The 12,995-nt window shown below is 70.4% G+C and carries 11 protein-coding genes; 5 read left to right on the top strand and 6 right to left on the bottom strand.

Annotation, left to right across the window (positions count from 1 at the left end):
- Positions 1 to 5: 5 nt before the first annotated feature.
- Together cseB and ABD269_RS25175 are read right to left on the bottom strand one after the other, a co-directional pair.
- Positions 6 to 746 (bottom strand): two-component system response regulator CseB, encoded by a 741-nt coding sequence (gene cseB, locus ABD269_RS25180; RefSeq protein WP_344121289.1) that lies wholly within the window; start codon positions 744 to 746, stop codon positions 6 to 8.
- A gap of 243 nt (positions 747 to 989) precedes the next feature.
- Positions 990 to 1,739: a nucleotidyltransferase domain-containing protein gene (locus ABD269_RS25175; protein ID WP_344121287.1), complete on the bottom strand. Its 750-nt coding sequence runs from the start codon at positions 1,737 to 1,739 to the stop codon at positions 990 to 992.
- A gap of 441 nt (positions 1,740 to 2,180) precedes the next feature.
- Here ABD269_RS25175 and nicT point away from each other — a divergent pair, with 441 nt between their 5' ends.
- Positions 2,181 to 3,254 (top strand): Nickel transporter NicT, encoded by a 1,074-nt coding sequence (gene nicT / locus ABD269_RS25170; RefSeq protein WP_344122067.1) that lies wholly within the window; start codon positions 2,181 to 2,183, stop codon positions 3,252 to 3,254.
- A gap of 22 nt (positions 3,255 to 3,276) precedes the next feature.
- Here the strand turns inward: nicT and ABD269_RS25165 are convergent, their stop codons facing one another.
- From ABD269_RS25165 to wecB, 4 genes are all read right to left on the bottom strand, one after another.
- Complete coding sequence (locus ABD269_RS25165; RefSeq protein ID WP_344121285.1) at positions 3,277 to 4,329, bottom strand: NHL domain-containing protein; 1,053 nt, start codon at positions 4,327 to 4,329, stop codon at positions 3,277 to 3,279.
- Between the two features lie 129 nt (positions 4,330 to 4,458).
- Positions 4,459 to 6,765, bottom strand: coding sequence for an NHL repeat-containing protein (locus ABD269_RS25160; RefSeq protein ID WP_344121283.1), 2,307 nt, complete (start codon positions 6,763 to 6,765; stop codon positions 4,459 to 4,461).
- Positions 6,766 to 6,805: 40 nt separating this feature from the next.
- Positions 6,806 to 6,946, bottom strand: a complete 141-nt coding sequence (locus tag ABD269_RS25155; RefSeq protein ID WP_344121281.1) for a hypothetical protein — start codon at positions 6,944 to 6,946, stop codon at positions 6,806 to 6,808.
- On the bottom strand, positions 6,946 to 8,202 hold the full coding sequence (gene wecB / locus ABD269_RS25150; protein ID WP_344121278.1) for a non-hydrolyzing UDP-N-acetylglucosamine 2-epimerase: 1,257 nt from the start codon (positions 8,200 to 8,202) through the stop codon (positions 6,946 to 6,948). The genes ABD269_RS25155 and wecB overlap by 1 nt, the downstream gene beginning before the upstream one ends.
- A 364-nt stretch (positions 8,203 to 8,566) precedes the next feature.
- Here wecB and ABD269_RS25145 point away from each other — a divergent pair, with 364 nt between their 5' ends.
- From ABD269_RS25145 to ABD269_RS25130, 4 genes are all read left to right on the top strand, one after another.
- On the top strand, positions 8,567 to 8,860 hold the full coding sequence (locus tag ABD269_RS25145; RefSeq protein ID WP_344121276.1) for a hypothetical protein: 294 nt from the start codon (positions 8,567 to 8,569) through the stop codon (positions 8,858 to 8,860).
- Positions 8,857 to 10,218: a glycosyltransferase gene (locus tag ABD269_RS25140; protein ID WP_344121274.1), complete on the top strand. Its 1,362-nt coding sequence runs from the start codon at positions 8,857 to 8,859 to the stop codon at positions 10,216 to 10,218. The genes ABD269_RS25145 and ABD269_RS25140 overlap by 4 nt, the downstream gene beginning before the upstream one ends.
- A gap of 115 nt (positions 10,219 to 10,333) precedes the next feature.
- A complete protein-coding gene (locus tag ABD269_RS25135; protein WP_344121272.1) occupies positions 10,334 to 12,355 on the top strand; it encodes an oxidoreductase in 2,022 nt (673 codons plus the stop codon).
- Between the two features lie 30 nt (positions 12,356 to 12,385).
- Positions 12,386 to 12,934 (top strand): PadR family transcriptional regulator, encoded by a 549-nt coding sequence (locus ABD269_RS25130; protein WP_344121270.1) that lies wholly within the window; start codon positions 12,386 to 12,388, stop codon positions 12,932 to 12,934.
- The last annotated feature ends 61 nt before the right edge of the window (positions 12,935 to 12,995 follow it).

Below are 12,995 nucleotides of genomic sequence, written 5' to 3'. Positions count from 1 at the left end.
CGGCCTCAGCGCCTGAGCTTGTAGCCGAAGCCGCGGACCGTCTCGATCCGGTCCCGGCCCAGCTTCCTGCGCAGCCGCTGCACGCACAGGTCCACGACCCTGCTGTCGCCGTCCCAGCCGTAATCCCACACGTTCCGCAGCAGGGTGTGGCGCTCCAGCACGATGCCCGGGTGGGCGGCGAACTCCAGCAGCAGCTTCAGCTCGGTCGGGGTCAGCGCCACCGGGCTCCCGGAGACGGACACCTCCAGGCCGCCGGTGTCGATGGTCAGGTCCCCGAAGACCAGCGACTCGCCCTCGGACGGCGGCCGCCCGTCGTCCGTGGCCCGCCCGGGTGCCGGGGCGGGCGCGTAGGTGGCCCGGCGCAGCAGCGAGCGGATGCGTGCGACGAGTACGTAGGTGTCGACGGGTTTGACCACGTAGTCGTCCGCCCCGGCCTCCAGACCGGCGACGACGTCGAGCCCGTCGCCGCGGGCGGACATCATCAGGACCGGCACCAAGCTGGTCTCCCGGACCCTGCGGCACAGGCCGATCCCGTCCAGACCGGGCAGCATCACGTCAAGAATCAGCAGGTCGAAGCTCTCGTCGCGGAAGAGATCGAGCCCCGCGAGCCCGTCGGCCGCGGCTTTCATCTCGTAGCCGTAGCGCTCGAGGGCGACGGTGAAGGACCGGCGCATCAGGTCGTCGTCCTCCACCAGCAGCACGCGAACGGGTCGCGGAGAGGCCGGAGCGGGGGCGGACGAGGACACGGGTGGCTGACTCCTGTTCGGACGGTGGTGTGGGGCACAGGTCCTGCGACCTGGCCTGAAAGGAACGATAAGGCAGACATCGGGCGTGGCGACTGTGTCGCACGGCCCTGCGCAGGGATTCGATGGACAACCAAGCGCTCCCTGATACCCGGCCGATACAAAGGGATTCCTGCGGGACGTGTACGCGCGGGATCGCGTCGGGCGAGCCACGGCGTTTTTCAAAGGAGTGGCGTTTCCCGGGAATCAGCCGGCGGCCGAGAACAGCGCCTCGGCCTCGGCGACCGCCCGTGCCAGGGCTCCGGGCTCCGGCCGCAGTCCGGCCACGGTCGCGTCGATGCCCCGCAGACCGGCCCGCTCCAGGAGCCGCTTCTCGTTGGTGACCCACTCACCGCGCGCCGCCAGCACCGCGTGTGCCGTCTGCATGGCGGCGGTGGCCAACGCGCCCGCGACCTCCGTGGCCCGGCCACGCGGGACGTACGCACCCTTCGCGTACGCGAGCGTCATGGCCGCCCGCTCGCGCCACACCGGCGGGGCCGCCTCGCGCAGTGCCCGCGGGTACTCGGAGCGGGGCAGGCTGCCGCGCAGCACCTGGTTGAGGGCGAGTTCGGCGACCAGCAGATAGCTGGGGATGCCCGCGAGGTGGAACATCAGCGGTTCCCAGTGGAAGCGGCCCGACCGCGCCTCGGCGAGTTCGTGTTCGACGACGTCGAGGTCGCGGTAGTGGACGTCGACCTGCCTGCCGTCGATCGTCAGCCAGGCCCCGCCGTTGAAGACGCCGCCGCCCCAGCCCCCGATCTCGGAGACCTCGCCGTCCCAGCCGACGGCACGCAGGCCGGCCGGGTCGAAACCGCCCCGGTAGTAGACGGCCAAGTCCCAGTCGCTGTCGGGGGTGTGGGTGCCCTGGGCGCGTGAGCCGCCGAGGGTGACGGCGCGTACGGCGGGCAGGGTGGCCAGCCGGTCGGCGACGTGGTCGAGGAAGGTGTCGTCGGTCATGGGTTTCCGATCGTGCGAAGCGGATGACGGGCGATGTGGGCACACCGGCCGAACGCCGGAGCCGGCAGGCTCGAACGGCGCCGTGCGGCGGGAAGTTGGTGTGCCGGGGCGTGTCATCACTTCATGAGGCAGACCCTACCGCCCTTGCCGCCGCTGCCCGTGGGGCGGTGTCGGCTCCGCCCGGCCCACGGCCGGCGCACGATAACCCCGCCGGGCCTCCCGGCGGCAGGCCCGCGGGCCGCCCTCCGGATGTGCGGGGGCGGCCCGCGCGCCCGTGACGGCTTCCGTACGCCAGGGCGCTGGTGCATACAGGTTGCAGCTACGAAGAGCATGCGCCTACGGTGTGCCGTTGTTTGCGCACCTCCGGAAGGGGCCGCCATGGTCACCACCACCGTCACCCAGGACGCACCTCTCACTCGCCGACAGCGAATAACGGGAGTGATGACGCCCGCCGAGTGGCGCCGCATGGGTGGTATGGCCGCTTTCATCCTGGCTCTGCATGTCATCGGCTGGTTCGTTCTGATCGCCATCGTCGCCCCCGAGCACTACAGCGTCGGCACCAAGTCCTTCGGCATCGGCATCGGCGTCACCGCCTACACCCTCGGCATGCGGCACGCCTTCGACGCCGACCACATCGCGGCGATCGACAACACCACCCGCAAGCTGATGCACGAGGGGAAGCGGCCGCTGTCGGTGGGCTTCTGGTTCTCGCTCGGCCACTCCAGCGTCGTCTTCGCGCTGGCCTTCCTGCTCTCGCTCGGCGTCAAGGCCCTCGCCGGTCCCGTACAGGACGACAATTCCCGGCTCCACCAGATCACCGGGTGGATCGGCACCACCGTCTCCGGTGTGTTCCTCTACGCGATCGCGATCGTCAACATCGTGATCCTCGCCGGCATCTGGAAGGTCTTCCGCGGGATGCGGGCCGGTCACTTCGACGAGGCGGCGCTGGAGGAGCAGCTCAACAACCGCGGCTTCATGAACCGCCTGCTGGGCCGGGTGATGAAGTCCATCACCAAGCCGTGGCAGATGTACCCCCTGGGCCTGCTCTTCGGTCTCGGCTTCGACACCGCCACCGAGGTCGCGCTGCTCGTCCTGGCCGGCTCCGGCGCCGCGTCCGGCCTGCCCTGGTACGCGATCCTCTGCCTGCCCGTCCTCTTCGCGGCGGGCATGTCCCTGCTGGACACCATCGACGGCTCGTTCATGAACTTCGCCTACGGCTGGGCCTTCTCCAAGCCGGTGCGCAAGGTTTACTACAACCTCACCATCACCGGCCTGTCCGTCGCCGTCGCCCTCCTCATCGGCACCGTCGAACTGCTGGGCCTGATCGCCGACAAGCTCGACCTGCACGGGGCGTTCTGGGACTGGGTCGGCGGCCTCGACCTCAACGTCGTCGGCTTCGTCATCGTCGGGCTGTTCTTCGCCACGTGGATCATCGCCCTCGCGATCTGGAAATTCGCCCGCATCGAGGACAAGTGGTCCGCGAATGTCCAGCCCGCCGAGGTGACGTCCGAGTAGCCGCCCGGTGCGGGCGGTGGGCTCATACGTGCCGCGCTGCGCCGCCGCCCGTCCTCCGCACCCGGTGGTTGCCGAAGTCGGCGATGTACAGACCGCCGACGTCATCGAGCGCGATGCCGAGCGGTTGGTCGAACGCGGCCAGAAGGGCGGGCCCGCCGTCACCGCCGTACCCCTTGGCCCCGCCGCCGGCCACCGTGGTGATGATCCCGTCCGCGGTGACCTTCCGCACGCGCTCATTGCCGTAATCGGTGATGTAAAGGCTGCCGTCGTCGTCGACCACCACACATTGCGGCAGGTTGAGGGCGGCCGCGGTGGCGGGTCCCCCGTCGCCGCCGAACCCGATGGTGCCGTCACCGGCGACCGTGGTGATGATCCCGTCCGGTCCCACCTTCCGCACCCGGTGGTTGTACCGGTCCGCGATGTAGAGGTTGCCGGTGCTGTCGACCGCCACGGCGTGGGGGAAGTGCAGCGAAGCGGCGGTGGCGGGGCCTCCGTCACCACTGAAACCGTCGGAGCCGTCACCGGCGACGGTGGTGATGACGCCGTCCGGTCCCACCTTCCGCACCCGGTGGTTGTAGTCGTCGGCGATGTAGAGGTCGCCGGCGCCGTCGGCCACCATGGCGTGCGGGAAGTTCAGCGAGGCGGCGGTCGCGGGCCCTCCGTCACCGCCGAACCCGGCGGTGCCGTCACCGGCGACGGTGGTGATGACGCCGTCCGGTCCCACCTTCCGCACCCGCTGATTGGAGCGGTCCGCGATGTAGAGGTTGCCCTCGCGGTCCAGTGCCACACCGGCGGGATCCTTGAGGCTCGCCGCAGTGGCGGGTCCGCCGTCGCCGCCGAAGCCCTTGGCGCCGTCACCGGCGACGGTGGTGATGATGCCGTCCGGTCCCACCTTGCGCACCCGGTGGTTCTGATAGTCGGCGATGTAGAGGGACCCGGCGGCATCGAGCGCCACGCCATAGGGACACCGAAGACCGGCCGCGGTGGCGGGCCTGCCGTCGCCACCGAACCCGGCGGTCCCGGTCCCCGCCACGGTGCTGATGGCGATACCGTCCATCGTTGTTGCCACGTTCATCTGACACCTCTTCGTCGGATGGCTGATGTGCACGCGGGTCCCGCACGGCCCGGATGGGCCGTACGGGACCCGCGTGGATCTGCCGCTGGGGCAGGGGGCGCGACGGTTGTGCCCTGAGGATCGGACGGCTCAGAGGACGCGGGCGGTCAGGGGCACGGGGGTGAGGCGGCCGATGGTGGCGCGGCCGTCGGCGGGCTGTGTGCCGGGCTTCGCGTCGGGCAGGGCGCGGATGACGAGGGTGTGGATCAGGGCGGTCTTGTCGGTGGTTCCGGTGTTGAGGTGCGGGTTGGAGCGGATGACGAGTGTCCTGCCGCCGTCCTCGAGCGAGGTGTCGAGGTTGCCGGTGACGTACGGCTTGGTGCTGTAGTAGCCGTACGAGGCGGCGCCGGTGAAGACGAAGCCGGTGGGGGCCGTGATGCGCTGCTCGATGGTGCCGGGGTTGACCGGCTGGTTGTTGAGCGAGCGGATCTCCAGGTTGAACTTGGTGGTCTGGCCCGGTGCGGCCTGGGGCACCGATGCCTGGGTCACGTGCAACGCGGTCTCGTCCTGGGCGCTGCCGGTGACCTTGCCGGAGATCTGGACCGGGGCGTGGCGGCCGATGCTGGCCGAGCCGTTGTCGTACTGGCCGGGGGTGGCGTCGGGGCGGGCCTGGACGGGGATGGTGTAGATCACCGAACCGGCGTCGCTGGTCGTGGTGTTGACGTGCGGGTTGGCGCTGATGATCAGGGTCCGTCCGTCGTCCTCGATCCGGTGGTCGAGGTCTCCGGAGACGATGCCGTGGATGGTCTCGTAGTACGCGTAGGTGGGCTGGCCGGTGAAGACGAAGCCCGTCGGCGCGGTGAAGCGCTGGGTGATGGTGCCGGGGTTGACGGGCTGCCCGGTGGGTGAGGTGTAGCGGAGGTTGAAGGTGGTGCGCTGGCCGGGCGCGACCTCGGGGACGGTGTCCTGATAGATCGTCAGTGCCGTCTCGTCCGCGACGGGGATGGGCACGACGACCGTGACGGGGAGGGTGAAGGTGTTGTCCTTGAGGTTGAGGTCGCCGCTGTAGTGGATCTCCAGCGTGGACTCGTATGTGCCGGGGGGAGTGATGTCGGGTGCGCTGACCCGGAACACACCGTCCAACGTCCCTTGGTACGGGATGAGCTGTTGTCCGGTGAAGGTGCGGGTGAGGCGTCGTCCGGTGGTGCCGGGGCCGCCGAGCAGTCCGTCGGCGAGGGTGAGGACGACGGTTACGTGCTGGCCGTCGGCTGTGTTGGGTCCGCGGTTTGCGATGCGGGCGCCGAGGTCGAACTCCTGGCCGCGCTGGACCCGGTACGGGCTGACGACCTCTCCGTACAGATCGGCGGCCGGCGGGAGCGGCGGGGTCATCTGTGCCACGCGCGTGACGCCGCGGATGCGGTGGTTGCTGTAGTCGGCGATGTACAGGTTCCCGGCCCGGTCCAGCGCAACCCCAGTGGGGTTGTAGATGCGAGTGCCAGCTGCGGGTCCGCCGTCGTCCACGTACCCGCCGGTGCCGTTGCCCGCGACCGTGGTGATGATGCCGTCCGAAGTGATCTTGCGGATTCGTTGGCCCGAGTGCTCCCCGACGTACAGGCTGCCTGTCTCGTCCACCGCCAGGCCCCAGGGATAGTGGATCCGGGTGGCGACGGCGGGCCCGCCGTCGGAGACGTATCCGGCGATGCCGTTGCCCGCGACGGTCGTGATGATGCCGCTGGGCGTGACCTTGCGCACCCGGTGGTTGCAGCTGTCGGCGATGTACAGGTTTCCTTCGGCGTCTACAGCCAGCCCTTGAGGGTAGTAGAGCTTGGTCGCGGTGGCGGGTCCGCCGTCGGAGACGTATCCGCCCTGCCCGTTGCCCGCGACGGTGGTGATGATGCCATTGGGTGTGACCCTGCGAACGCGGTGGTTTCCATGGTCCGAGATGTACAGGTTTCCGCTGCGGTCCACGGTCAGCCCGTAGGGAGAGCTGAGCGGGGTGGCGGTGGCGGGTCCGCCGTCGGACACGTATCCGGCCTGCCCGTTGCCCGCGATGGTGGTGATGATGCCGCTGCGTGTGACCTTGCGGACCCGATGGTTCGCCCGGTCGGCGATGTACACGTTGCCGTCCTTGTCCACGGCGACGCCATCAGGTGAGTTGAGCGGGGTGGCGGTGGCGGGTCCGCCGTCGGACACGTATCCGGCCTGCCCGTTGCCCGCGATGGTGGTGATGATGCCGTTCGGCGCCACCTTGCGGACCCGGTGGTTGCTCCGGTCGGCGATGTACAGGTTGCCGTCCTTGTCCACGGCGACCCCGATGGGGTTGTTGAGCTTGGTCAGCGCGCCCGGCCCGCCGTCGGAGATGAACCCCGCCGCTCCGTTGCCCGCCACTGTGGCGATGGCGCCTTCGGCGAGGCCCGCGGGCTGCGGGCCGGTTCCGGTGCTGGGTGTGGTTGCCATGAGTTGGTGCTCCTGTTCTCTGGTCGGAGGACTGGGGCGCTCAGAGGTAGTGGGACCCGGCGGCCGAAGGCGGTCTGCGGGGCGTACGGTTGCCGGCCACTGCCGGAGCGCTGTCTTCCGCGCTCCCGGCCGTGCCCTTGCCCGCGACCGTCACCGCGGGCCGCGCTGCCGAGGTCGTCATCACCGCTCTCCCGGGATGTCGGACGGTCTGGGGGAGTGGCCGAAGAGCCAGCCGCAGGCGGCCGCGCAGCGCCGGGCCGCCCGTCCGTCGCCGTAGGGGTTGCGCCGCGGGTACGGGCCATTCGCCGTGCCCGACAGTGCGCCCTCGCGTACGAATTCCTTTTCCGCCGCCGCCACGATCTCCGACTCCTGGGTGCCGACGAGCCGGGCGAGACCGGAGTCGATTCCTTCGGTTCGCTCGGTGTTGTCACGGGTCACCAGAACCGGAATGCCGAAGGCCGCGGCCTCCTCCTGAATTCCGCCCGAGTCCGTGATGGCCAGAACGGAGCGGGCGAGGAGCCGCGCGAAGGCGTCGTACGGAATTGGGCCCGGCAGATGCACATTGGGGCGGTCGTGCAGGGATTCCTCGATCGCGGTACGGACCAAAGGGTTCATGTGCGCCGCCACCACGAAGGTGACTTCCGGGTATTGGTGGCTGAGACTCGCCACTGCCCGGCCGATGCGCCGGATGGGAGCCCCCCAGTTCTCCCGGCGGTGCGCGGTCACCAGAACCAGGGGAGCGGAATTCCCGATTCGATGCAGAAGCGGATCACCGGCGGCGGGCGGGCGCCGGCTCGCCGCGACGACCGCGTCGATCACGGTGTTTCCGGTCACCAGGATCCGCCCGGCCGCCACCCCTTCGGCGACCAGATTCCGCCGGGCGGCACGGGTGGGCGCCAGATGGAGATCGCTCACCTCGGCGATCATGCGGCGGTTCGCCTCCTCGGGAAACGGGTTGCGCAGGTCCCCGGAGCGCAGCCCCGCCTCCACGTGCACCACGGGGATCGAGGAGTAGAACCCGGCCATGGCCCCGGCCAGGGCGGAGGCGGTGTCGCCCTGGACGACGACCGCGTGGGCGGCGGGCGCGCGCAGCCGCTCGCCCAGCCCGCTCAGCAGCCCGGCCGTCAGCTCGGTGACCGAATCCGCGCCGGGCGGTGCCGTCAGCTCCACCTGTGCGCACAGCCCGAAGCAGGAGAGGGTGTCCCGGACCACCTCGCCGTGCTGGCCGGTGGCGACGAGAACCGGCTCCGCCCAGCTCCGCCGGTTCAACTCCTGCACGACCGGGGCCAGTTTGACGGCCTCGGGACGGGTGCCCACGACAATGGCAATGCGTCGTCTGCCGTTCAACGTCCCATGCTCTCCGTCCGTCGCGCGGGGAATGGGCCGCCGCCGTCGAGCGGCGTAAACAAAAAGAATGGTGGCGCACGGAAATGTCATCGCCGAGCAGTGCGGAAGATCGCATGAAGGCGCGGAAGTTGAAGTAGGTGCCTACGGCTCCAGGCATTTGGAGTGCGGCCCGCCGATGAAACTAACTCCCGGTGTGCGCCCCGTGCAACGGGCCCGATTCGGCATGGTTGGCCGGAACCGGGCAGTGTTCATAATCGCCGGGCGGGAAATCCTTGGTATATCTGAAGGGGCGGGCGGCCGGATGCATCCGGGTCGGCGCGAAACCGCCTCCCGCCGTACCGTTCGAGCCGCGGCGGGTCTGGTCACCGGCCGATTCCTGAGCGAGAGTGGTCGGGCTCTCCTCTCCCCTCGCGCACAGGTTGCGCTCATTGCTGCCCGGAGGTGCCCCCGCACTATGTACACGGGATTCACCTGGCCGCTGGTCGGCGGCATGGCGGCGGCCCGTGTCGGGGGAGGCGCGGCGTCCGGTCGCGGCGCCCTGCTGGCGACGATCGGTGTGGCGGTGCTCCCCGTGGGTTTCGTCCTGGGACGGGAGATACAGCGCCGCCTGACCGTTCGGGAATGGGGGGAACCGGCCCCGGAGCGAGGCGTCGCCCACCCGGTGCCGCCCGCCCGCCGATACCCGGACCCCGTCATTCCGGTGGGGCCGCCCTCATGGAGACGTCAGAAGCGGGAGGTCCGCCGGTGAGACGCGAGCTGCTCAAGGCCGTCGACACGATCGGCTATGCCGTCATCGGCATGTCCGCGGGCTATCTCGCCCTCGCCATGGGCGCGGGACTCTTCGAACTGCGCCGCCAGAAGGCCGCGTTGCGCGTCCAGGGCGATACCGCGTACGGCAGCCCGCACCTCGGCCGCCGCGACCGCCGTCATCTGTACGCCCTCATCCCCTGTCTCAACGAGGAGTCCGTGATCGGCACCACGGTCACCGGGCTGCTCGGGCCGCGCACCACGGTCGTCGTCATCGACGACGGCTCGGACGACGCCACCGGGCAGGAGGCCGAACGGGCGGGTGCGGAGGCGCGGGCGGCGGGACGGCCGGGCGAGGTGGTCGTGCTGCGCCGGGAGCCGCCCAACGCCCGGCAGGGCAAGGGCGAGGCACTCAACCACGGGATCCGGCGGATCCGGGAGAGCGTCGCGGCGCGCGGCCAGGCCCCCCGCGAGGCGATCGTCTGCGTGATGGACGCGGACGGCCGGCTCTCGGACCGGGCGCTGAGCCACGTCCTGCCGCTCTTCGACGACCCCCGCGTCGGCGGTGTGCAACTCGGTGTACGCATCCGCAACCGCCGCGGGAACTTCCTGACCTGGTTCCAGGACTACCAGTTCTGGGCGATGGCCGCGGTCACCCAGTTCGGCCGCAACCTCACCTCGACCGTCAGCCTCGGCGGCAACGGGCAGTTCACCCGGCTCCGCGCCCTGGACGGCCTGGGCGAACGCCCCTGGTCGCGGTCGCTGACCGAGGACCTGGACCTGGCCATCAGCCTCGCCGTGCGCGGCTGGCGACTGCGGACCACCGCCCATGCCTCCGTGGACCAGCAGGGCGTCAGCGATCTGCGGCGGCTCGTCCGGCAGCGGACCCGCTGGTACCAGGGCCACATGACGTCGATCGGGCGGATGGGCGAGATATGGCGGGCACCCCGGATGCGGCACCTGGCCGCCCTGGAGATGTTCTCCTACCTGCTGGTGCCCTGGGTGCTGGACCTGCCGTGGTCGATCCTCTTCCAGTACTGCCTGATCTGGTTCATCCGCAGCCCCAACGTCCTCGTACTGCACGGCCGGCGCGCCACCGCCCTCAACGCCACCTGGCTGAAGTGGCCCGCCAACCTGGCCGCCTGGTATCTGCTGACCTTCGCGCCCGCGCTCATCACCTCCTGGACGTATCTGCGCCGCGACAAGGCCGTGGGCCTGCCGCGGGCCCTGCTGCTCGGGCACTCCTTCGTCGTCATGAACTACATGTCGTTCCTCTGCGCCTGGAGCGCCTTGTTCCGCATGGTGCGCGGGCAGACGGGCTGGACCAAGACCACCCGGGAGGCCGAGGCGGCGTGCTGAGCCGCGCGACGCGGCAGACAGTTATGCAACTTGTTGCAAAAGGCTTCGGCCGGTCGTAATCTCGCTTCCAGAGACAGGGCTGTCTCGACATCCGCAGGAAGCAGAGGGATTCGCCGTGAGCCCGTACCCGCACCTCCTGAGCCCGCTCGACCTCGGGTTCACCACGCTGCCCAACCGGGTCCTCATGGGGTCGATGCACGTCGGCCTCGAAGAGGCCGAGAACGGCTTCGAGCGGATGGCGGCCTTCTACGCCGCCCGGGCGCGCGGCGGCGTGGGGCTGATCGTCACCGGTGGCATCGCGCCCAACGAGGCGGGCCGCCCCTGGGCGGGCGGCGCCTCGCTGACCACCGAGGCGGAGGCGGGGCGGCACCGCGCCGTGACGGACGCCGTGCACCGCGAGGGCGGGAGGATCGCGATGCAGATCCTCCACTTCGGCCGCTACGCGCACCACCCGGACCTGGTGGCGCCCAGCGCGCTCAAGGCACCCATCGCCTCAGGCGTTCCGCACGCCCTCACGGACGACGAGGTGGAGCGGACCGTCGAGGACTTCGTACGGGCCGCCGGGCTCGCGAAGCTCGCGGGGTACGACGGCGTCGAGATCATGGGCTCCGAGGGATACCTGATCAACGAGTTCATCGCCCCCGCCACCAACCACCGCACCGACCGCTGGGGCGGCTCGTACGAGAACCGCATACGCTTCCCCGTCGAGATCGTCCGCCGGGTCCGTGAGCGCGTCGGCACCGACTTCATCCTGATCTACCGGCTCTCCATGCTCGACCTGGTGCCCGGCGGGTCCTCGCTGGAAGAAGTGATCACCCTCGCGAAGGAGATCGAGGCGGCGGGCGCGACGATCATCAACACGGGCATCGGCTGGCACGAGGCCCGCATCCCCACCATCGCGACGTCCGTGCCGCGCGGCGCGTACGCCTGGGTCACCAAGAAGCTGATGGGCTCGGTCTCTATCCCCCTGGTGACCACCAACCGCATCAACACCCCCGAGAAGGCCGAGCAGCTGCTCGCCGACGGCCACGCGGACATGGTGTCCATGGCACGCCCCTTCCTCGCCGACCCCGACTTCGTCGCCAAGGCGCGGCGGGGGAGCGCCGAGACGATCAACACCTGCATCGGCTGCAACCAGGCGTGCCTCGACCACACCTTCAGCGGAAAGATCACCTCCTGCCTGGTCAACCCGCGGGCCTGCCACGAGACCGAGCTCGTCCTCGCACCCACCCGGCTGCGCAAGCGCATCGCCGTCGTCGGGGCCGGGCCCGCGGGTCTGGCGTTCGCGGTGTCGGCGGCCGAGCGCGGCCACGCCGTGACCCTCTACGACGCCGCGGACCGCATCGGCGGACAGCTCGACATCGCCGGCAAGGTCCCGGGCAAGGAGGAGTTCGACGAGACCCTGCGCTACTTCCGGGTACAGCTCGGACTCCGGGGCGTCGACGTCAGGCTCAACACCCCGGTGAGCACCGGCACCTTCGCACAGGGCGCGTACGACGAAATCGTCGTCGCCACAGGAGTCACCCCGCGCCTCCCCCTCATCGACGGCATCGACCACCCCAGCGTCGTCACCTACCTCGACGTGCTGCGGGACGGCGCCGAGGTCGGCGACCGCGTCGCGATCATCGGCGCCGGAGGCATCGGCTTCGACGTCGCGGAGTTCCTCACCGACGCCGGCGACGGGGCGAGCCAGGACCCGCATACGTACTTCCGCACGTGGGGCGTCGACACCGACTACCGGAAGCCGGGCGGCCTGCGGGCCCCCGAGCGGCCGAAGCCGCCGCGCACCGTCCACCTCCTGCAGCGCAAGACGTCCAAGGTCGGCGCAGGACTGGGCAGGACCACCGGCTGGATCCACCGCACCGAACTCAAGCACCGCGGCGTCACCATGATCGCCGGGGCGGCGTACGACCGCGTCGACGACGCCGGACTGCACTTCACGGTCGACGGCACCCCGGCCACCCTCCCCGTCGACACCGTCGTCCTCTGCGCGGGCCAGGAACCGCGTCGCGACCTGTACGAGGAGCTGCGCGCCGCCGGGCACACCGTCCACCTCATCGGCGGAGCCGACGTCGCCGCCGAGCTCGACGCCAAGCGCGCCATCCGCCAGGGCACGGAGCTCGCCGCGGCCGTCTGAGCCGCACAGGCCCCGCATAGGATGGCGCGCATGTCCCTGCCGCACGCCATCCTCACCGCGCTGGCCGAAAAACCGTCGTCGGGGCTCGAACTGACCCGCCGTTTCGACAAGTCGATCGGTTACTTCTGGTCGGCCACGCATCAGCAGATCTACCGCGAGCTGGGCAGGCTGGAGGAGAAGGGACTCATCCGCGCCCTGCCGTCCGCGCGGCCGACCCGTGGGCAGAAGAAGGAGTACGAGGTCCTGCCCGCGGGCCGCGCCGAACTGACCGCGTGGGTGACCGACACCGAAGACCCCAAGCCCGTACGGGACGCCCTCCTGCTGCGTGTGCGCGCCGCGGGCGTGGTCGGCGCCGAGGACCTCGGAGCCGAACTGCGCCGCCATCTCGCCCTGCACCGCGAACAGCTGGCGGAGTACGAGGCGATCGAGAAGCGCGACTTCCCGCCCGAGCGGAACGCCGAGCAGGACCGGCTCCGCCGTCTCGTGCTCCGCGGCGGCATCGGCCTGGAGTCCTTCTGGATCTCCTGGCTCGACGAGGCGCTCGCGGAGCTCGAGGAGATCGACGGCGGCCGGGCATAGGGCCTGCCGCGCTCGGACATCCGTTCCCGTCAAGAACCCCCCACGCGTCACTGATCTTCAC

Origin of the sequence: Streptomyces blastmyceticus, from assembly GCF_039521185.1 — a bacterium.
GTDB lineage: Bacteria > Actinomycetota > Actinomycetes > Streptomycetales > Streptomycetaceae > Streptomyces > Streptomyces blastmyceticus.
The sequence above is the reverse complement of the archived record's forward strand: the minus strand, read 5'-3'. Positions and strand labels throughout refer to the sequence as shown.